The organism is Mariniflexile sp., from assembly GCF_052728615.1.
This window is the reverse complement of record NZ_JBFVFE010000002.1, coordinates 62,215-83,245: the sequence shown is the minus strand read 5'-3', so window position 1 is coordinate 83,245 and position 21,031 is coordinate 62,215. Positions and strand designations below refer to the sequence as shown.

The window sequence follows — 21,031 nt, the reverse complement described above, 5'->3', positions numbered from 1 at the left end:
ATGGGTTAGTAATTCAACCTGCAAGGTTATAAATATGAGAAAGAGCATCATTATTCTGATATTTTTTTTCTGCGGAATTTCATTTTCCCAAAACTTGGAAGAAGCCATTTATACGGCTGCCGAAACTTTTATTGGCAATAAAAATGAGGCGTCTTTAAAACTTTTAAATCAACAAGAAGCTTCATTTAAAACGCATGTGAAATCTAAAGACGAACACTTGGCGCTCGTTTTTTTGCAATGTAACAAAGGGTTTTATTTAGATGAGCATTCAAAATTAAAAGAAGCCATCGTTACGTATGAATATGCCTTAAAACAATTCAATAATAATGAACTTTCTAAAATTTCCGATTTTGACATTGTTGAAAGTTGCTTGATCCCTTTAGGAAATTTATACACCAAAACGGGCGATTACACCAATGCCCTAAGCACCATCAATCAATACATTTTTTTAGCTGAAAAAAGCAAGAACACAAAGCATCAAATTAGTGGTAAAATCAATTTGGCAAAACTGTATCAAACTATTGGAAATAATAAGCGTGTTTTGAAAATTATCGATGATGCGTACAAATTACCTAACATTTCCACCAAACAAAAAGCATTGCTCCAAAGTATAAAAACCACAAGCCTACTGGCCTTAAACAACTATGAAGAAGCATCACTTTTAAACGCTAATCAATCTTCTTCAAAATTTGAAATTTTAAAAAACAATTACCTGATTGCACTTCAAAAAGGCAATTATACCGAAGCTTTAAATTCATTTAAAAAGGCAAAAGAACATATTTCTGAAACTAATCTGTCAGAAAGGGATTTAGCCAAATTCCATGTTGAAGAAGCTCAATTATATTACCTTCTAAAAAACCCAAACCGTGCTTTAAAAAGTTTGCAAAAAGCCATCAAAATCTTGCTTCCTCATTTTAAAAATATTGGTTTACCCAATAAAAATGACTTATATGCAGAAAACACCTTTATAGATATTTTCGATCTTTATGCTTCTATTCAAACAAATACGGAATTGGCATTAAAGAGTTACGATTTAAGTTTTTATGCATCGGGGTTATTACAAGAAAACTGGACTTCGCAAGAAGCAAAAATTTTAAACGAAACCAATAACCGCATACGGAGCGAAAAATGTATTGACCTTCTTTTATACAACCATCAACAAACAAAAAACAAATCACTTTTATTTAGAGCGTTTCAATATTCCGAGAACAATAAAGTCTCCATATTAAAAGATCTTTCAAACAAAAAAATACGCCTGCAAAAACACCCAAACGACACGTTATTAATTAGGGAATCCAAGCTTTTAAAAGAACAAGAACGCTTTACCAATCTTTTGATAAAAGAAGAATTAGGTGCCAATCGAGATTCTGAAATTAATGATTTAAGCAAAAAACTAAGTGCTATAAGCCTGCAATTAAAATCATTGAAAACTAAGATTGAAAAAAAATATCCAGCGTCAAATCCAGACATTTCATTAATTTCATTTCAAAAGAAACTGGAAAAAGACAAGGCGGTTTTGGTTGAATACTTTTTTGGAGAAAACACTCTTTATCAATTTATAATTTCAAGTAATAACATCGTTACAAATACCATTGTTTTAACCGAAAAAACAAAGCAAAATATTACAAACTTTATTCATTTGTTTGATAATGCTTCAGTAATCAATAATGACATAAGCAATTATACTTCACAGGCTTTTAATATTTTCAAGCTTTTAAAATGTGATGCCTTTTCAAACCATAAAAATGTGATGATCATTCCAGATGGTTTGCTGAATTTTATTCCGTTTGAAGCTTTATTATCCGAAAAGACCAATTCTACCGCATTTTCCAACATGCCTTTTGTAGTTAAAAATCAAAATATAGCCTACAATTCCAGTGCTTTGTTTTATTTGAAGGATACCCAAAAAAAGAAAAACAAAAAAGTATTGGGGTTTTTTCCTGTGTTTGAAAATACGAACTATATGCTTACTTATTCTATAAATGAGGCAGATGCTATTAAAGATGAAATGACCAGTACAATTTTTATGAATGCAAACGCATCTAAAACCAATTTTCTGAAAAATGCGCCCAATTATGGTATTTTACATTTATCTGCACATGCCAACAGTGGCAATTTTGTGATGCCGGCAAATATTTCGTTTTACGACGACAGCATGTTTTTAAATGAATTGTACAGTTTAAGCTTACATCCGGATCTAGTGGTTTTAAGTGCCTGCGAAACGGGTATTGGCAAACTCTATAAAGGCGAAGGTGCCATGAGTATGGCGCGGGGCTTTCAATATGCTGGGGCAGAAAATTTATTGTTTTCCTTATGGCAAATAAACGATTTGTCAACCTCCCAAATTATGAAATCGTTTTATGAAAATTATAATAAGCAACAATCGGCATTTTTAGCGAACCACCATTCGAAAATAGACTATCTAGAAAACAATGCCATTAGCAATATGAAAAAATCTCCTTATTATTGGAGTGCTTTTGTTTATTATGGGACACTTGAACCTGCAAAACCGAAAAACCCCATATTTTATATAATTTTTGGCATTATTATAGCAGGCATTGTGTTATTTTTAATCTTGAAATTTAGAAACCATGACCGAAACACTAGAAGAATTTCTACTTAAAAGGGAATACATTAAAGTGAAATTGCATCCAACAAGAACCAATCATTTTGAAATAAAGGCCACTTTAAATGGTATTAAAGGACGTTTTATTTTAGATACAGGTGCATCGAGTTCATGTGTTGGCTTTGAGGCCGTGGACACTTTTAAACTTAAGGTTAAAGATTCTAAAATTATGGCTGCCGGTGCAGGAGCTATTGATATGGAAACCAAAATATCAAAAAAAAACAAGGTGCAAATTGGAACATGGGAAAATGATAAAATTGTTTTGGTACTGTTCAATTTAACGCATGTAAATACGGCGTTAACAAACCATAAAGCAAAACCTGTTGATGGCATTATCGGTGCCGATATTTTAAAAAAATCAAATGCCATTATAGATTATGAAAATAAATACCTGTATTTAAAACTTTAATATTTAGTATCTTTATCCTTTCAATCAATAGCATTTTAACTCCCTAAAAATGAATACCTCCATTGTTATTGCCGATGACCATCCGCTCATGCTCCGTGGTCTGACCGATTTTTTAACTTCTAAAGGGTTTCATATTGTTGGCAGTGCTGAAGACGGAAATTCCGCTTATAATCTTATTGTAAAACTAAAACCTGAAATAGCTATTTTAGATATTAGAATGCCCCATAAAACAGGTTTGGAAATTGCGGAAGCATGCCAAAAAAACAATATCCCAACCAAAGTGATTCTTATCACTTTCGATAAAGAGAAAGAGTTATATGACCAAGCTAGGGAATTTAATGTGCATGGCTATATTTTAAAAGAATTCGCTGTTGAAGAAATTGAAATCTGCATCAGTCATGCCATTAATGGCAAACGTTATTTTAGTGAGGAAATAACCTCTTATTTGGATCACAATACAAATATTAAACCTGCCAATTTAGAACAACTTACCAAGTCTGAATTAAAAATAGTCAAACTTATTGCTGAAAATAAAACGAGCCAGGACATTGCCAACGAACTCTCCATATCCGTTCTTACCGTGCACAAACACAGAAGCAATATTATTTCTAAATTAGGCTTAGACAATAAACCTACATCGCTTTCCATTTGGGCCGGTCTTAATAAAGAACACCTTTGAAAAATACGTAGAAGTGCGTATTTTTTAAATACTAGCTATAACGTATCTTTACAGTGCTATTAATTAATTCTTAGGGAGAATTATGGAAGGCTTTAAACGTCATGTTTAAAGCTTTCCGCATTTATAATTATGCCATTCACAACAAAAATACGTAGAAGTGCGTATTTTTTGTGCCAGCAATAAATCGTAATTTTGTTAAGCTATTATTAAATCAATTGGGAGGTATTTATATAAAAACACCTCGTTTAAAAAACATGTGTTTTTTATTTAAAGTTCCAAAGTAAACACAAAACAAACTTATGGAAAAAGACAATAGTTATCTGGAAAAATACTTCATTGCTGGTCTGGTCACATTAGTGTTAATTGTTATTGCAATCAATATTTTAGTTTGTTTGGGTTAGTCTTTCATTTAAAAAAAAAGCGCCATGTAATTTAAATTACATGGTGCCTTTTTATATAGAATAACATGTTTTCCTATAGTTCTAGCGCTTTTTTAACATCATTATCCATTAATAACTCCGTTGGGTTTTCCAGAGCCTCTTTAACCGCTACCAAAAACCCAACACTTTCCTTGCCATCAATAATTCTATGGTCATAAGATAGTGCTACATACATAATAGGACGAATTTCGACCTTACCATTAACGGCAACAGGACGTTCTACAATATTGTGCATGCCTAAAATAGCACTTTGCGGCGGATTGATAATGGGAGTTGATAACATACTACCAAAAACACCGCCATTTGTAATAGTGAATGTGCCACCCGTCATTTCATCAATGGTAATTTGTCCATCTCTTGCGCGAAGCGCTAAACGCTTTACATCGGCTTCAACACCTCTAAAACTTAAATTTTCGGCATTTCTAATTACAGGCACCATCAACCCTTTTGGCCCGGAAACCGCGATACTGATATCACAGAAATCGTAACTGACCATTTCATTTCCATCAATCATGGAATTAACAGCTGGGTACATTTTTAATGCCCTAACCACAGCTAAAGTAAAGAAACTCATAAACCCTAAACCAACTCCGTGCTTCGTTTTGAAGGTTTCTTTATGTTCTTCTCGCAAAGCGAAAATAGGCGACATATCTACCTCATTAAAAGTAGTTAACATAGCCGTAGTATTTTTGGCTTCCACCAAACGTTCTGCAACTTTACGTCGCAACATAGACATTTTGCTTCTTGAAGTACCACGAGCTCCCCCAGTTGGCGTTCCCATAGATGCTACGGCGCTTACAGCATCTTCTTTAGTGATGCGACCGTCTTTCCCTGTTCCGGAAATAGAGGATGCCTGCATGCCTTTTTCGGCCAAAATCTTTTTTGCTGCAGGACTAGCGGTTCCTGTGGCGTATGTAGCCTCCCCTAACCCCTCCGAAGGAGGGGAACTCGGACTCGGTTTAGCTTCCTCTTTCTTTTCTTCTTTCTTTTCTTGTTTTGCTGCTGCTGCCCCGTCCGGTTTTGCTGCACTGGTATCAATTAAACATACCACAGCACCTACTGCAATCGCATCGCCTTCTTCAGCTTTAAGCGTGATAATGCCACTTGCCTCCGCAGGAAGTTCCAACGTTGCCTTATCACTATCAACCTCAGCAATTGCCTGATCTTTTTCAACATAATCGCCATCGGCAACCAACCAAGTTGCTATCTCTACTTCTTTTATGGATTCGCCCGGTGAAGGCACTTTCATTTCTAAAATCATTTTTTAATTTTATTTAAAACCTATTGGTTTGCGTTCTGTTTGCTTTATTTCTTTTTTGTCTTTTTGCAATAAATAATTGATGGCTTCTGAAACATCTTTAAATTGTTGGTTGTATTTGTTTTCCAACTGATTTAATTTTTCGGTTAAATCGCGATGTGAAAGTGCATATTGCCTTATATAAACGAAAGCTCTAATAATTGTTATATTGATTTCAATGGCTATTTTGCTTTTCAACACACTTGATAACATGGCTACTCCTTGTTCTGTAAAAACGAAAGGCGTTGTTGGACTGAACTTTATGTTTTCCGGTAAGTTATCACAAATTGTGATAAGCTCGTCCCATTCTGCTTTTGTAAGCTGAAACATAAAATCTTTTGGGAACCGATCCATGTTCCGTCTAACCGCTTGCTTTAAAACACGCGTCTCTACTTGGTACATTTGCGCCAAATCAAAATCGAACATCGCATTTTGATGCCTAATGCTATAAATTTTATTTTGAATTTCTTCTAAATTCACTTTTTTAAGCTATGAGCTCGTTCAAACTTTTTCAAAAACAGCATCAATAACGCGTTGTTGTCTTTTCTTGTCCCTTGTGCTGGATCCTGGTGCTGGCACCGAACTGTATGGTCGTGAAATGCCTTCTAACTTAACGACATCAAATCGTTGCATCATATAACTCCAAGCGCCCATGTTTTTTGGCTCTTCTTGTGCCCAAACATAATTTTTTACATTTGGATATTTCGCTATCACTTGTTTTATTTTTTCTTCATGCAGCGGGAACAATTGCTCAACCCTAACCAAAGCTACACTATCATTATTCAATGTGTCGCGTTGCGCCAATAGATCGTAATAGAATTTTCCTGTACAGAACACTAGTTTTTTTACATTTTGAGGGTTTATGGTATCGTCTATCACTTCTTGGAATGCTCCGTTTGCTAATTCACTTAAAGAGGAAACCGCTTTTGGATGGCGTAACAAACTTTTGGGGGTAAATACAACTAAAGGCTTTCTGAAATCGCGTTTCATTTGACGACGCAATAAATGGAAAAAGTTGGCTGGCGTAGTACAATCTGCCACTATCATATTATCGATGGAACACAGTTGCAGAAAACGTTCCATTCTTGCCGATGAGTGCTCAGATCCTTGGCCTTCGTACCCATGTGGCAATAACACCACAATACCGTTTTGTGATTTCCACTTATCTTCGGCAGCCGATAAATATTGGTCGAAAATAATTTGCGCCCCGTTACTGAAATCGCCAAACTGGGCTTCCCAAACGGTTAATGTATTGGGGTTTGCCATGGCATACCCATAATCAAAACCAAGAACAGCATATTCTGATAAAAGGGAATTATAAATATCCATTTTCCCTTTATTCTGCGGATTTGTGTTCAATAAATTGATGCGTTCTTCTGAAATTTCATCACGCAAAATAGCATGGCGATGGCTAAAGGTGCCGCGTTCCACATCCTGTCCAGAAATACGAACGTTAAATCCCTCTTCCATTAAAGTGCCGTAAGCCAAGGTTTCTGCCATTCCCCAATCCAACGTATCGTTTTCAAAAACCATGGAAGCTCTCCCTTCCAAGATACGTTCTGCCTTTCTAACAAACTTAACACCTTCTGGCACCGTTGATACTATGTTCGCAATGCCTTCCAACTTACTTTTTGGGTAAGATGTGTTGGCAGTTTTTAACATATCGGGTAAACCCCTGCGGGTAAAATTTACCCAACGTTCTTGCATAAACTCTCTTACCTTTGAAGATTCCTCTTTCTTGGATTTTGCATATCCATCTTCCAAAACTGCTTTAAATTCTTCAACAATGGCTTTTGAATATGCTTTGTCAACAGTGTTTTCGGCAATTAATTTATTGGAATAGATATCGAACGGGTTTTCGTGTTTTGCAATTTGTTTATACAATTTTGGTTGTGTAAAACGAGGCTCATCACCTTCATTATGCCCATATTTGCGGTAACCAAGCAAATCGATGTACACATCCTTTTTGTAACGCATTCTGTACTCTAAAGCCAACTCAACGGCATGTACAACCGCTTCTGCATCATCTGCATTTATATGCAATACGGGCGAGAGGGTTACTTTTGCAACATCGGTACAATAGGTACTGGAACGTGCATCTAGATAATTGGTGGTAAAACCTATTTGGTTATTTACCACAATATGGATAGTGCCCCCCGTTTTGTAGCCATTCAACTGGCTCATTTGCGCTACTTCGTAAACAATGCCTTGGCCTGCAATAGCAGCATCGCCATGCACCACAATAGGTATTATTTTAGAATCGTCTCCATTGTAGTCGGCATCAATCTTAGCACGTGTAATGCCTTCTGCCACCGAAGCAACGGTTTCTAGATGTGACGGGTTTGGCACCAAATTCATCTTAATGGTTTTACCGTTTTGATACGTTTTATCAAGTGTTAAACCTAAATGGTATTTTACATCCCCATCTATATCCTCATCTTCAAAATCCTTTCCGTCAAACTCGCTAAAAAGCTCATAAATTGGTTTTCTAAAAATATTTATCAAGGTACTTAAACGCCCTCTGTGTGCCATTCCTAAAACACATTCTTTAACATCGTATTTTTCAGCAGCGTAAAAAAGCACATTGCTTATGGCTGGAATTAAAGATTCGCCTCCTTCTAAAGAAAAACGTTTTTGACCTACATATTTGGTTTGTAAAAAGTTCTCAAAGGTTACGGCTTGGTTTAACTTTGAAAGAATATATTTTTTTATTTCAACCGAAAAAGAGGGTTGATTATCATTCACATTTAATTTGCTTTGCCACCATGCAATAACCTCAGGATTCCGCAAATACATATATTCAACCCCAATGGAACTGCAATAAATTCGTTGTAAATGCCTAATTATTTCGCGTAAGGTTTGCGCCCCTATCCCTAAAATATCTCCTGCGTTAAAAACGGTATCCAAATCGTTTGTACCAAGTCCGAAATTTTCAATTTCCAAATTAGGCTCATACGTTCTTCTTTCTCGAACAGGATTTGTTTTGGTAAACAAATGCCCGCGCATTCTGTAACCATCAATGAGTTTTAAAACTTGAAACTCTTTTTGAAGGTTTTCTGGCATTTGCATGGACACACCTTCAACAATTTCACCTTGCAAGCCATAACTTTCGCTTCCAAAATCGTAACCTTGAAAAAAGGCTCTCCAACTGGGCTCTACAGAATCTGGATTTTGTAAATAATGCTCGTATAAATCAGCAAAATAAGTCGTATGCGCTGCGTTTAAAAAGGAAAATTTATCCATTATTTTTTAATATACTTATAGTTTAGTAAAATTCCATACCTAACGGGAGGACAAAAGTACAACTTTTACTAAAATTAGATGTTTCTTTTACTATATTTATAAGCTAACAATTGCCATTTCATCAATAAGTGAATTTTTTATGTTAATTTTTTTAAGATTTCCAATTTTATGAATACATCTCCTTTAATAATGAAAACAGCCTTATTGTTTTTAGCCATTGTTTTTTGTTGTTTCAGCACCTTGAATGCACAACAAAACGACCGTGATTTTTGGAACCATCTGCGCTATGGTGGTGGCATTGGTTTAAGTTTTGGTAATGGGTTTTTTAGTGGCACTTTGGCGCCCAGTGCTATTTATGAATTCAATAATCAATTTGCTTTGGGGGTTGGATTAAATGGCACCTACAATAAGCAAAAGGATTTTTATAAATCGACTATTTTAGGCGGAAGCCTCATTGGTCTGTTTAGCCCTATTAACGAAATTCAACTATCTGCCGAATTTGAGGAACTTCGTGTAAACAGGCGTTATGAAAGCAATTTGAATTTAGAAAACGACACCTATTGGTCGCCCGCCTTATTTGTTGGAGCAGGCTACAGAAGTGGCAATGTAACTTTTGGTATGAGATATGATTTGTTGTACGATGAAAACAAAAGTGTTTACGCCAACCCTTGGATGCCTTTCGTAAGGTTTTATTTTTAATTTTAAAGAGGCAAAAAGGAATTCCCGGTTTCCGTACCCAACATCAAATCTTTAATTGATCTATCTTTTAAATGCCCTACTATTTCATTTCTGGAAGGACTCAATATGGCATGCAACGGATATGGTTTTTCTTTAGGGCACTTTTCTCAACTTAGCATGCAATTTGTTAACCAATTCGTATTTTGGTTCGCTTGAAGAACCCTATACATGTATTTTTAGTTGGCAAACCAAAAATACAGGGTTGTTTGGAGCTTTTTTAATTTCCAACTTTCGGATAGCTGTGATAATTTACCTGAAAAAACAAACAGATTTATTTGTAAAAATTCATCTCATCCAAATACTCCCAAACAAATTCAGGCAGCATCGGTTTTACGTTTTTGCCATCTTTAACGGCGTTTCGTATATAGGTTGAAGAGAGTTGCATAATAGGTGCATCGATGTGATGGATTTTTTTATGCCCGTCAAATTGGGGTTTCTCCCGATAGCTATCGGGATTATCCTTCAAAACTCTTGGGTACACATAAATATGGTGGTTTTCTAAAATCAGTTCGTAGTTTTTCCACTTATGGAAACTCTTTAAATTGTCTTCACCCATTATTAAGGAAAACTCATAATTTGGGTATTTTTCCTGTAAATACGTAAGCGTGTTTATGGTGTAATTGGGTTGCGGTAAGTTAAATTCTATATTGCATGGTTTTAGCTTGGTGTAGTCTTTTGTGGCGCGATACACCATTTCCAAGCGTTGGTAATTATCCAATAACGTGTGTTTCTTTTTAAACGGATTGTGGGGGGTTACAACAAACCAAACTTGGCTTAAATCGCTGTATTCCGCTATATGGTTGGCAATAACCAAATGCCCAATGTGTATGGGGTTGAAGGAGCCAAAGTACAATCCGATTTTCATTAAAAGTGCTTTATTGTTTTACAAAATCGCTTACCAATTTTTCTGCTTGAATGAGCGCTTTTTCCAAATCGTCGTTTACCACAACAATATCAAATAGAGGTGCGGTGGCCAATTCTGCCGATGCTTTGGCTATGCGCATGTTTATTTTGTCTTCAGATTCTGTTTTCCGATTTTTTAAACGTATTTTCAACGCATCAATACTCGGTGGTTTTATAAAAATGGCCAAGGTTTCATTTGGGAATTTTCGTTTTATACGCAGTCCGCCCGATACATCAATATCAAAAATAACGTTTTTGCCCATGGCCCAAATACGTTCCACTTCGGTTTTTAACGTGCCGTAAAAATTATCGCGATACACTTCTTCCCATTCTAAAAATTCGTCGTTCTTTATTTTATTTTTGAACTCTTGTAACGATAGGTAGTAATAGTCTTTCCCATCTACCTCGATGCCACGTATTTCCCTGGAAGTTGCCGATATGGAGAACTCTAAATTTAATTTTTTAACACCTAATAAATGCCTAACAATAGTTGTTTTACCAGAACCGGACGGTGCTGAAAACACAATGAGTTTACCTTTTTTATTTGTTTCTTGTTTTGCCATTACTAATTCGGTTTTTTTCGGAAAATACACGAATATTTATTTGAATCTACTGAAAACTGATACTGTTAACTGCGACTAAATTAAAGCACATTCAACAGTTGTTCCTTGATTTTTTCCAACTCATCTTTCATCTGTACCACCAATTGTTGCATGGGTGCATAATTACTTTTAGAACCAATGGTGTTTATTTCCCGTCCCATTTCCTGACTAATAAACCCTAATTTTTTTCCGTTGGAATCTTTGGAGTTGATGGATTCAATAAAATAGTCCAAATGGTTTTTTAAACGCACTTTTTCTTCAGTAATATCAAACTTTTCAATATAATATACCAATTCTTGTTCAAAACGGTTTTCGTCGTATTTATCCTTTAATTCTTCAACACCCTTCAACAAACGCTCGCGAACGCCAACAATACGCTCAGGATCCATCGCTATCACTTGGTCCAATAAATCATCAATAATAACAACACGTTTGTTAAAATCTTGTTCCAACACTTTGCCTTCATCCAACCGATGGCTCGATAAATCTTCAACAGCGATATTAATTTCTTTTTCAATAAGTTGCCACTCATTTTCGTCAATTTCCTCACGAACCGTGTTTAAAGCATCCGGAAAACGAACCGCCATTTTAAGCAGTTCAATCTCGTCGCCATCCACCACTTGGCGCAATTGCTGCATATATTGTTTAACAACAGGTGTGTTAATTTGTGTTGAGGTATCTTCGGCAGTGGCTTCCACATAAATGGAAAAATCTATTTTGCCACGCTCTAAAGTGTCGGCAAGCAACTTTCTCACGGCAAGTTCCTTTTCTCTATAAATAGAAGGCATTCTCGCATTTAGATCTAAACTTTTGCTGTTCAAGGATTTTAATTCTATCGTTACTTTTTTGGTGGGCAATTGCAATACAGATTTTCCGTAACCTGTCATGGAATATATCATAAACTGAAGTATTTAGTTATGCAAAGATAATTAAAACCAAAGGTTTGGAAAACCCCTATTTTTTTTCGGCTTATAAATAGAAAAACTTTAACAAAATTTGTTATCGAATTACTTAACTTGTACACCTAATTAACGGCTTAAAGGAAATAGCCAAAATCCCAACCAACTGCCTTTAGCGAATTTGAAGGGTTTTTGATGGCAAATAAAATTATAAGTATCCATCTTTTATGAAACAAAAAATCTATATGGTCATTTTATTCCTTGGGCTTTTTATGGTTCCCCAGCTTCATTATGCGCAAGTGGATTTCAATAAAAAACCAGATGACGATTTAGGGGATGTTGAAGATAAATTCCAGGAACTTTTTTATGAAGCCTTGACGCAAAAGGCCATTGAAAATTACGACCGATCGGTGGAAGCGCTTTTAAAATGCATTGCATTGGATAATTCGGTGCCTGTTTTATATTTTGAATTGGGAAAAAATTATGTGCTGCTTAAAAATTTTGGTGCTGCCGAAGATGCTTTAAAAAAAGCGGTAAGCAAGGACCCCTATAACGAGTGGTTTTTGGACGAGCTTTACGGTTTTTATGTGGAACAAAACGATCCTGATAAAGCCATTAATACAGTGAAACAGTTGGTAAAATACCATCCGGATTACAAAGAGGATTTAGCTGGGTTGTACATAAAAACAAAAGATTATAATGAGGCGTTGAAAATTCTGGATGCTTTGGATGCAGAGTTTGGTGTTTCGGTGTCGCGCGACATCATGCGCAATCGGGTTTATGAAGCTACGGGACGTAAAAAGGATCAAATAAAAAATCTGGAAGCGCGCGTAGAAAATGACCCGGAAAAGGAATCCAATTATTTACAACTCATTTTCCGCTATAGCGAAAACAACGAAAAAGATAAGGCTTTTGAAACCGCTAAAGAGTTACTTAAAATAAATCCTACGTCGCAAATTGTCCATTTAGCATTATATAAGTTTTATTTAGACGACAATAATGCTGAAAAGGCCATTGAATCGATGAAAATTGTGGTTAAAAGTCCGGAAATAAAACCAGAAGCCAAGTTAAAAGTGCTTGCTGATTTTGTGCAATTTGTTGGTGATAATCCGCAATACGAAACCGATTTGGTAGAAGCCACCGCCATGGTTGGCGATAACAACAACGTTAAAACACTGCTTGAATTGGGGCAATACTATTTGGCTAAAAACAACAAGGCGAAGGCTTTAGAGTATTTTGAAGCCGCTTTAAAAATAGATGCAGATAATTTCAATGTGATTAAAAACGTATTGTTACTTTACATAGATTTGCAAAAGTTTAATTTGGCAGAGAAAAAAAGTACTGAAGTGCTGGAAAAGTTCCCTGCGCAACCTTTATTTTATTTAATAAATGGGGTGGCGTTGAACCAATTGAACAACCCCAAAAAAGCGGTCGAAGTTCTAGAAACGGGATTGGATTTTATAATAGACGATACCAAAATGGAAAAAGATTTTTACAAGCAGTTAAGCATTGCTTACCAAGCATTGAACAATACTGCTAAGGCAAAAACGTTTAGTGATAAAGCAAAACAATTAGAAAGCTCAAATTAATGATTAATTCTTTTTTTAAGGTACTATTTGTTTTTGTGTAGCTTAGAATTTTCTTTGTGAAACTTTGTGTAATAGCTATGTCACAGAGTTTCACAAAAGAGACACAAAAACCACAAAGGTATATGCGTTTACAAAGAGAAAATGAGATTTCAAATTTAATTTTATGGGTCTGCTATTGAAGTTCATAAACAGTTAGGTCCTGGTTTATTGGAATCTGCTTATCAGGAATGTTTGTTTTACGAATTAAAAAGTACGGGTTTAGAAGTTATTAAAGAGAAACCAATGCCTGTTATTTATAAAGATATTAAACTAGAGCATGGTTATAGAATTGATTTATTAGTTGAAAATAAAGTGGTTATAGAAATCAAAACCGTTGAGGCGTTTACAGATGTTCATACTGCACAAGTATTAACATATTTAAAATTAGGCAATTATAAATTGGGGTTATTATTAAATTTTCATGTTTCAACTCTTAGGGACGAGATAAAAAGGATTATTTTATGAATAGCTCCTCAAAAAAAGAATTTACTAAATTAATGAACAAACTTAAGTATCCCATTCTTTCCTTATTGGTGTTTTTGGTGTTTAATTGCAAGTCTTCCAAAACCATTGGTGGCGGTGAAGCCAATTTAAAATTAAGCGCCAAACAGCTTTTAAAAGAAAACGTGAAGCAGACACCTGTATTTAAAACCTTACAATCCAGACTTAAAATAACCTATAATCAAGATGGCAAGGAGCAATCTTACACCGTTAACTTTAGAGCGAAAAAAGATGAAATTTTATGGATCAGTGCCACATTTTCGGTAGTAAAAGCATTGATAACACCCGAAAAAGTAAGTTTTTACAATAAATTGGACAACACCTATTTTGAAGGCGATTACAAATATTTGAGTGATTTATTGGGCACCGAACTGGATTTTAAAAAAGTTCAGAATTTATTATTGGGCGAACCCATATTTGATTTGAATACCAATACCTATGAACTTTCGGTTACCGATGAAGCTTATGTGCTTCAACCTAAAAAACAGTTGGAATTGTTCGAGATATTCTTTTTATTGGATCCTGTTCGCTTTAAGGTAAAATCACAACAAATATCGCAAGCAAAAGAGTTGAGACATTTACAGATCGATTATTTAACCTACCAAGAAGTAGAAAAACAAACCATTCCTGAAAACATAAAAATAATTGCCGTAGAAGCTACTAATCAAACCGTTATAGATTTAGAATTTAAAAGCGTTACTTTAAATGAAGATTTAAGTTTCCCATATAAAATACCCTCAGGTTTTAAAGAAATTAAACTTTAATGTTACAGCACAAACCATCCCATACCCTATTATTACTGCTTAGCTTTTTGCTATATAGCACGTTTCTATTTTCACAAAGCGCCAAACAGGAAGAACTGGAAGCGCGTAGGCAGGAGCTTCGATTGGAAATTCAAAAAATCAATCAGTTGCGACTTGAAAACAAATCCAAGGAAAAATCGCAATTAACGCTCATTCAAGATTTCAACCATAAAATAAAAGTATTGGATAATTTGATTAAAGTTACCAATCAACAAGCCAATTTAATAAACCGCGATATTAACTACAACCAAGATAAAATATCGAGCTTAAGAGACGAACTAAAGGTTTTAAAGGGCGATTATGCCGATATGATGGTAAAGTCCTATAAAAGTAAAAACGAACAAAGCAGAATCATGTTTTTGTTGTCGGCGGACAATTTTAAACAAGCCTACAAACGCTTGCAGTATATGAAACAATATACCGACCACCAAAAGCAACAGGGCGAAACCATAAAAGATAAAACAGCAGAATTACAGGCAATAAATTTAGATTTAATAAAACAGCAAGAAACCAAAAAGCAATTGATTGCTGAGAATAAAGAGGTTCAAAAATCATTGGAATCTGAGCGCAAGCAACATCAGGAATTAATGACATCCATTAAAAAGAACCTATCTATTTATTCCGCACAAATAAAGCAAAAGCAACAAGAAGCCGATAGAATTGATGCCGAAATAGACCGCATTATTAAAGAAGCCATTGCAAAATCGAATAAAAAAGCAGGAAATACTAGTGTTGCCAGTTCAACAAATTTTGCCCTAACTGCGGAAGAGAAAGTGCTTGCAGCAAACTTTGTATCAAACAAAGGGAAATTGCCATGGCCTGTTGAAAAAGGTTATGTTACTTTGGGTTATGGTACACAACCACACCCCATAGATAATTCGTTGACCATAAAAAGTAATGGCGTACGAATTGCCACCGAAAAAGGCTCTAAAGTACGTGCCGTTTTTGATGGCGAAGTAAGTGCGGTGCTTAAAATGAAAAACGTGAATCCCATTGTGATGATCCGTCATGGTGACTACCTTACCTTATACAAAAACCTTTCGGAAGTGTATGTAAAAGAAGGTGATAAGGTAACTACCAAGCAAATAATAGGCGAGGTGTTTACCAACCCATCAAACGGCGAAACTATTTTAAGTTTTTCATTATCAAAAGGCACCGCTACCGAAAATCCCGCCTCTTGGATTTTTAAAATGTAACAAAATACCTCAGGCTAAAGCCCAAAAGGTATTTAAATTTCAAAAAAAAAGAAAGCACTAAATTCCAAAAAATTAAAACGTGCTGGAACTTTTAAATAAAAATGTTATTTCGCCTATTTTATAATGAGATTCCTGCATTACTCATCAATTCTCATTTTATAATTTAGTATTCGTGAATCTTCGATTTCGCAGGAATTATTCTAAAACAGAATAATCGCCAATACTTACGCTTGTAAATTTTCCATCAAATTTTACATGATTACCAATCATGGCCTCCTCTAAATTGGCGTTTTTAATGGTGGTATTCGTTTGTATTAAGCTGTTTTTAATGGTAGAATTTTCGATAACACTCTTGTTTCCAATAGATACATTGGGTCCAACAGTGCTGTTTTTAAGCACCACGTTTTCGCCAATAAAGCAAGGCTCAATAATTTTTGAATCTGTTAATTTAACCGAGGATGCCACTAATTGCTCTTCGCCATCCGCTTTTAAAAAGCCTAACATTCTTGTATTGGTTTCAACGGTTATGGCTTTATTGCCGCAATCCATCCACTCATCAACCGTTCCTGTTTTAAAAATTTTTCCGTCTGCCATCATGCGTTTTATACCATCGTTAATTTGGTACTCGCCGCCATTGGTAACATTTTCATCCAAGATTTGTTGCAGTTTTTCTTTTAAAATAGCGACATCCTTAAAGTAATAAATCCCAATAACCGCTTGGTCACTTACAAAGTTTTCTGGCTTTTCAACCAACTCAACAATCTCTTGTTTACTATTTAATTTAACCACGCCGTAAGCCTCTGGATTATTCACTTGTTTGGTCCAAATAACGCTATCTGCTGCAGGGTCTAAATCGAATTCCGCTCTTATCAAGGTATCGGCATAAGCTATTACCGCAGGCCCCGATAAAGATGGTTTTGCACACATAATGGCGTGCCCGGTCCCTAATGGTAAATCCTGACGGTAAATGGAGGCTTTTGCGCCTAAATCGGTTGCCAGTTTTTGTAAGCTTTCAACAACATCGTCGCCAAAAAAAGCAGGGTCGCCTAAAACAAAAGCGATTTCGTCTATGGGTTGCTTTAAAACTTTAGCAATGTCCTTTACCAAACGGTGTACGATGGGTTGACCCGCAACGGGTATTAATGGTTTTGGTACTGTTAAACTGTGTGGGCGCAAACGAGACCCTCGCCCTGCCATTGGTACTATTATTTTCATATGAATGCCCCGCTTGACGGGGTATCTTTTAAAGGTTAAACTTAATTCCTGTGAAAACAGGAATCTCAATATATTATTCTCTTAATTTATTAAGTACATGACAAAAATTTATTAACATCAAATTATTAAAAAAATCTCCTTAAATAATTCCTCCCCTTTTTTCAAGTGGAGGTGCCGATAGGCGGAGGGGTCAACTTTAATAGTTATTTTATGATGTAAGATTATTTTTGTCATGTACTAAACTTAATTTATTAAAATTTAAATTCCAATTCAAACTTAAATCAGACCAATTATTATTCATGTCTTCAATTAGTTCAATTTTCCAATCTCTTTTCCATTTTTTTAATTGCTTTTCTCTTAAAGTGGCTTTATCCCCATTGTCACATTCCTCAAAATAAATTAGTTTATCGCAATTATATTTTGCAGTAAATGATTTTGGATAGACTTTTAATTTATGTTCTTTTGCTCTTTCGTCGATATTATCAGTTACCCCAATATACAAAACGCCATTTGGTTTGTTCGTCATGATGTACACATACCAATATTTCATAATGCTTTTTATGAGATTCCTGCTTTCGCAGTAATAGCTTTGATTTTATGCTATGATAATGATTCTTTCTATTTAGAATAAGATTCCTGCCTTCGCAGGAATTATTTTGTCCCAGTACTCCCAAACCCGCCTTCGCCTCTTGAAGTTTCCGATAATTCATTGGCATCCATCCATTCGGCTCGTTCGTGTTTGGCAATTACCAATTGCGCAATGCGCTCACCGTTCAAAATTTCAAAATCTTCATTGGAAAGATTTACAAGAATGACACCGATTTCACCTCTATAATCTGCATCAATAGTGCCTGGTGCATTTAAAACGGTAACACCTTTTTTAGCCGCCAAACCACTGCGTGGGCGTACCTGTGCTTCGTAACCTATTGGTAATTCTATAAATAAACCAGTACCTACGATACTTCGCTCCAAAGGTTTTAAAATTCGAGATTCTGATAAGTTGGCACGCAAATCCATTCCTGCCGAAGCTATTGTTTCGTAATTTGGTAAAGCGTGTGCTGATTTATTGATGATTTTTATTTCCATTCCCTTCTTATGTCTTCCCAAAAAGAGAAGCGCCTATTAATGATTATTGTTATTTTAAGCTTAAAAGCTTTTTTATTTGATTTTTTTCTAACACTGTTGCATATCCCAAAAATACTAAAACCAAAAAAGTGTTTATATAATAATTGGCATTTGTATTCAAACTAATGACTGATAATATAATTGCCAGTATCAAATATCCTGATATTTGCTTTAAATTGTATGGAACATTATAATATTTCTGGCCAAATACATACGATAAAACCATCATGATTCCGTAAGCAGCCAATGTTGCCCAAGCCGCTGCCATAAACCCAATTACAGGAATCAAAACTAGGTTAAAAACTATCGTAATTACAGCTCCAACAATAGATAAATACATACCATATATGGTTTTGTCCGTTAGTTTGTACCATATTGCCAAATTAAAATAAATGCCTAAGCATAAATTAGCCAGTAATACTATTGGCACTATGTTAATGGCTTGCCAATAACTTTCATCTTTAACCAATGCAATTTTAAATATATCTAAGTAAGAATTAATAAAAACCAACATAAAACTGCCTATAATCACAAAATACTTCATAATTAAGGCATAGGTTTGTTTTGCATTTATTTCTTTTGAATGTGAAAAGAAAAATGGTTCTGCACCTAAACGAAAGGCTTGGATAAAGATTGTCATGAACATTGCTATTTTATAACAACCACTGTAAGCGCCATTTATGTCTTTCCCTAATAAATAAGGAAGCACCCATTTATCAAAATTTTCATTTATCACATAAGCTAATCCTGCCACCATAATAGGCCAGCCATAATTTAAAAGCTTTTTTAAAATAGATACGCTGAACTCTAACTTCGTTTTAAAGAAATAAGGGATCAGCAGTAAAAAAGTGACGATACTGGCTATTAAATTAGCTATAAATATATACTGAACTAAATCTGACTCGTTATAACCTGAAAAAGCGATATTATATTTAGGAATTGCCCACAGGAAAAAATAGTTAAGTAATACATAGATTATAATATTGGTAATCTTAATAGCGGCAAACTTAATGGGCCTTCCTGTAGCTCTTAAATAAGCAAAGGGTGCCACAACAAGTGTGTCTAAAACCAACAAGCCAACAAGTATGTTAAAATATTTTGGAGATATGTTCAACCAAACTGAAAGCTGCTCACTAAAGATTATAACTATAACTAAAAACAAAATGGTAGTTATTGCCAAACTTATAAATGTAGTAGAAAACACTTTGTTTTTCTCTTCAGATTTATTAAAAAATCTAAAAAAAGAGGTTTCCAATCCATAAGTCAATAACACATTAAAAAAAGCTGCATAAACGTAAAAAGTGGTGTTATCTGAATAACTAGAGGTTTCTAATTTACCCGTATGAAGAGGAACCAATATAAAGTTCATCAAACGCGGCAGAACGGTAGCTAAACCATAAATAATGGTGTCTTTAAAAAACTTTTTTAAAACGCTCAAAAGGGTTTATTTTAGTGGTGCTAAAAATACGTTTTTAGCCAATGCAAAACAAAGATAAATTAGTGACCTTTTGTGTTTTGTTAAGGATAATTTAAATATTCCTTTTTGATAATGCCGGAAATTTTAAAGTACTTTGTTTTATTGCCTACTTTATAACTTACCAAACACTCATCTTCTTTTAGTTGAAAACGTGGCTTTTTAGGAAGCTTTGGAACTTGGTTGCCATATTCCGCATAAGGTTCATTACTCATGATAATGTCTGTTTTTTGATCGGTTTCATATTCAAACCGGCCAACATAAAAACCGTTGTTTAAATACTCTAATTTTGCTTGTTTCTTGTGAAAATAAACGCTGTCCAGTTTTATCTTTTTAGAATTTGAAGTAATTGGAATAACAATATCCTTAACACCACCTTCAACACCAGACACCCATTGTTGATAGTAAACACCGCCTACTTCAAACGGCAACTTATTGTCAAATTGTTTTCCTCCCGCACATTGCGAAAATGTTGCCAAGACAAATAACAGGGCCGTTGTGAAAAATATGCTTTTAAATAATTCCATCTTCAAATTTTTTGAATCTTATGAAGATGCCATCCCAAAATTAATGCCATAAAAAAATCCTTTTAATATGAGGGTTGATGTATATAATATTTCAATAATTTCATTTTGAATAGCTTTTTAAACATTGCGGTCTTTTTGTCTTTGACCGAAAACTGGATAATCCCTATCCAGATTACTGATGAATATAATTTAGAAGGTAAATTTATTGAGGACGCCATACTTTTAGTAGAAGCAAATATTCATAATAGCGAATTTGGGATAAACTCCCTAATAGATGAGTTTCACATGAGCCAATCCTCTCTTTATAAAAAAATAAAAATACTTACAGGCATGTCCCTTACTGGGTTTATTAGATCTGTTAGGCTTAAAAATGCGGCGAAAATAATTTTACACAATAACAATCCTAAACTTAGTAGTGTAGCTATGGATGTTGGTTTCAATGATTACAAATATTTTAAAAAATCGTTTAAAGAACATTTTGGTTGTCTTCCTTCGGAATATAAAGATCTTATTGATTCTAAAAAAGAAACTTTAGAATAAGGATTTAATAAGTATTGACTAAAATTTATGAAAGTCTTTATATTTATATGAAGACTTTTTTATGTGATTGTATTTAAAATTTACCGTTCTGCAAATAATGAATGTTGTCAATAAAACTATAGCTGTAAAATCAAATTTTGTGTAACGGTTGTTTAAAAAAACCATTATATTTAACTGGTTTTTTAA

Annotated in this window: 20 protein-coding genes; 9 read left to right on the top strand and 11 right to left on the bottom strand. The window is 34.7% G+C overall.

Annotated elements, in window-relative coordinates; genetic code table 11:
* Positions 1-34 precede the first annotated feature (34 nt).
* Genes ACU1LP_RS01590 through ACU1LP_RS01580 form a run of 3 tightly spaced genes read left to right on the top strand, consistent with a single transcriptional unit; the run spans position 35 to position 3,714 of the window.
* Complete coding sequence (locus tag ACU1LP_RS01590; RefSeq protein WP_445735373.1) at positions 35-2,623, top strand: CHAT domain-containing protein; 2,589 nt, start codon at positions 35-37, stop codon at positions 2,621-2,623.
* Entirely contained in the window at positions 2,592-3,035 is a 444-nt protein-coding gene (locus ACU1LP_RS01585; protein WP_445734527.1) for a retropepsin-like aspartic protease, read from the top strand. The genes ACU1LP_RS01590 and ACU1LP_RS01585 overlap by 32 nt, the downstream gene beginning before the upstream one ends.
* A gap of 49 nt (positions 3,036-3,084) precedes the next feature.
* Entirely contained in the window at positions 3,085-3,714 is a 630-nt protein-coding gene (locus ACU1LP_RS01580) for a response regulator (RefSeq protein ID WP_445731019.1), read from the top strand.
* A gap of 474 nt (positions 3,715-4,188) precedes the next feature.
* Here the strand turns inward: ACU1LP_RS01580 and odhB are convergent, their stop codons facing one another.
* Genes odhB through ACU1LP_RS01565 form a run of 3 tightly spaced genes read right to left on the bottom strand, consistent with a single transcriptional unit; the run spans position 4,189 to position 8,694 of the window.
* Entirely contained in the window at positions 4,189-5,415 is a 1,227-nt protein-coding gene (gene odhB / locus ACU1LP_RS01575; RefSeq protein ID WP_445731018.1) for a 2-oxoglutarate dehydrogenase complex dihydrolipoyllysine-residue succinyltransferase, read from the bottom strand.
* 9 nt (positions 5,416-5,424) lie between these two features.
* Positions 5,425-5,931: an ORF6N domain-containing protein gene (locus ACU1LP_RS01570; protein ID WP_445731017.1), complete on the bottom strand. Its 507-nt coding sequence runs from the start codon at positions 5,929-5,931 to the stop codon at positions 5,425-5,427.
* Between the two features lie 21 nt (positions 5,932-5,952).
* Positions 5,953-8,694 carry a 2-oxoglutarate dehydrogenase E1 component gene (locus ACU1LP_RS01565; RefSeq protein ID WP_445735372.1) on the bottom strand — a complete coding sequence of 914 codons (2,742 nt, stop codon included), beginning with the start codon at positions 8,692-8,694 and terminating at the stop codon, positions 5,953-5,955.
* Positions 8,695-8,883: 189 nt separating this feature from the next.
* Here ACU1LP_RS01565 and ACU1LP_RS01560 point away from each other — a divergent pair, with 189 nt between their 5' ends.
* On the top strand, positions 8,884-9,393 hold the full coding sequence (locus ACU1LP_RS01560; RefSeq protein WP_445735371.1) for an alpha-ketoglutarate decarboxylase: 510 nt from the start codon (positions 8,884-8,886) through the stop codon (positions 9,391-9,393).
* Between the two features lie 310 nt (positions 9,394-9,703).
* On the opposite strand, the gene nadD is transcribed toward ACU1LP_RS01560, so the two are convergent.
* From nadD to ACU1LP_RS01545, 3 genes are all read right to left on the bottom strand, one after another.
* Positions 9,704-10,297 carry a nicotinate (nicotinamide) nucleotide adenylyltransferase gene (nadD, locus tag ACU1LP_RS01555; RefSeq protein ID WP_445731014.1) on the bottom strand — a complete coding sequence of 198 codons (594 nt, stop codon included), beginning with the start codon at positions 10,295-10,297 and terminating at the stop codon, positions 9,704-9,706.
* A gap of 10 nt (positions 10,298-10,307) precedes the next feature.
* The gene (gene gmk, locus ACU1LP_RS01550) at positions 10,308-10,898 is read right to left on the bottom strand and encodes a guanylate kinase (RefSeq protein ID WP_445731013.1); all 591 of its coding nucleotides are present in this window, start codon (positions 10,896-10,898) and stop codon (positions 10,308-10,310) included.
* A gap of 80 nt (positions 10,899-10,978) precedes the next feature.
* Positions 10,979-11,836: a YicC/YloC family endoribonuclease gene (locus tag ACU1LP_RS01545; RefSeq protein ID WP_445731012.1), complete on the bottom strand. Its 858-nt coding sequence runs from the start codon at positions 11,834-11,836 to the stop codon at positions 10,979-10,981.
* A 227-nt stretch (positions 11,837-12,063) separates the two neighbouring features.
* Here ACU1LP_RS01545 and ACU1LP_RS01540 point away from each other — a divergent pair, with 227 nt between their 5' ends.
* The 4 genes from ACU1LP_RS01540 to ACU1LP_RS01525 all read left to right on the top strand — a co-directional run bounded on the left by ACU1LP_RS01540 (position 12,064) and on the right by ACU1LP_RS01525 (position 15,964).
* Entirely contained in the window at positions 12,064-13,425 is a 1,362-nt protein-coding gene (locus ACU1LP_RS01540) for a tetratricopeptide repeat protein (RefSeq protein ID WP_445735370.1), read from the top strand.
* 207 nt (positions 13,426-13,632) lie between these two features.
* Positions 13,633-13,929, top strand: coding sequence for a GxxExxY protein (locus tag ACU1LP_RS01535; protein ID WP_445735369.1), 297 nt, complete (start codon positions 13,633-13,635; stop codon positions 13,927-13,929).
* A gap of 32 nt (positions 13,930-13,961) precedes the next feature.
* The gene (locus tag ACU1LP_RS01530; RefSeq protein WP_445735368.1) at positions 13,962-14,729 is read left to right on the top strand and encodes a DUF4292 domain-containing protein; all 768 of its coding nucleotides are present in this window, start codon (positions 13,962-13,964) and stop codon (positions 14,727-14,729) included.
* The gene (locus ACU1LP_RS01525; protein ID WP_445735367.1) at positions 14,729-15,964 is read left to right on the top strand and encodes a murein hydrolase activator EnvC family protein; all 1,236 of its coding nucleotides are present in this window, start codon (positions 14,729-14,731) and stop codon (positions 15,962-15,964) included. Before ACU1LP_RS01530 ends, ACU1LP_RS01525 begins: the two co-directional genes overlap by 1 nt.
* A 195-nt stretch (positions 15,965-16,159) precedes the next feature.
* Here ACU1LP_RS01525 and ACU1LP_RS01520 read toward each other — a convergent pair whose 3' ends face one another.
* The 5 genes from ACU1LP_RS01520 to ACU1LP_RS01500 all read right to left on the bottom strand — a co-directional run bounded on the left by ACU1LP_RS01520 (position 16,160) and on the right by ACU1LP_RS01500 (position 20,305).
* Entirely contained in the window at positions 16,160-17,179 is a 1,020-nt protein-coding gene (locus ACU1LP_RS01520) for a sugar phosphate nucleotidyltransferase (protein ID WP_445735366.1), read from the bottom strand.
* 208 nt (positions 17,180-17,387) lie between these two features.
* A complete protein-coding gene (locus ACU1LP_RS01515) occupies positions 17,388-17,729 on the bottom strand; it encodes a GIY-YIG nuclease family protein (protein ID WP_445731007.1) in 342 nt (113 codons plus the stop codon).
* Between the two features lie 101 nt (positions 17,730-17,830).
* The gene (dut, locus tag ACU1LP_RS01510; protein ID WP_445731006.1) at positions 17,831-18,265 is read right to left on the bottom strand and encodes a dUTP diphosphatase; all 435 of its coding nucleotides are present in this window, start codon (positions 18,263-18,265) and stop codon (positions 17,831-17,833) included.
* Between the two features lie 49 nt (positions 18,266-18,314).
* Positions 18,315-19,742 (bottom strand): lipopolysaccharide biosynthesis protein, encoded by a 1,428-nt coding sequence (locus ACU1LP_RS01505; protein ID WP_445731005.1) that lies wholly within the window; start codon positions 19,740-19,742, stop codon positions 18,315-18,317.
* Between the two features lie 80 nt (positions 19,743-19,822).
* A complete protein-coding gene (locus ACU1LP_RS01500; protein WP_445735365.1) occupies positions 19,823-20,305 on the bottom strand; it encodes a hypothetical protein in 483 nt (160 codons plus the stop codon).
* 105 nt (positions 20,306-20,410) lie between these two features.
* On the opposite strand from ACU1LP_RS01500, the gene ACU1LP_RS01495 reads away from it, so the two are divergent.
* Positions 20,411-20,845, top strand: coding sequence for a helix-turn-helix domain-containing protein (locus tag ACU1LP_RS01495; protein ID WP_445735364.1), 435 nt, complete (start codon positions 20,411-20,413; stop codon positions 20,843-20,845).
* Positions 20,846-21,031: the final 186 nt, after the last annotated feature.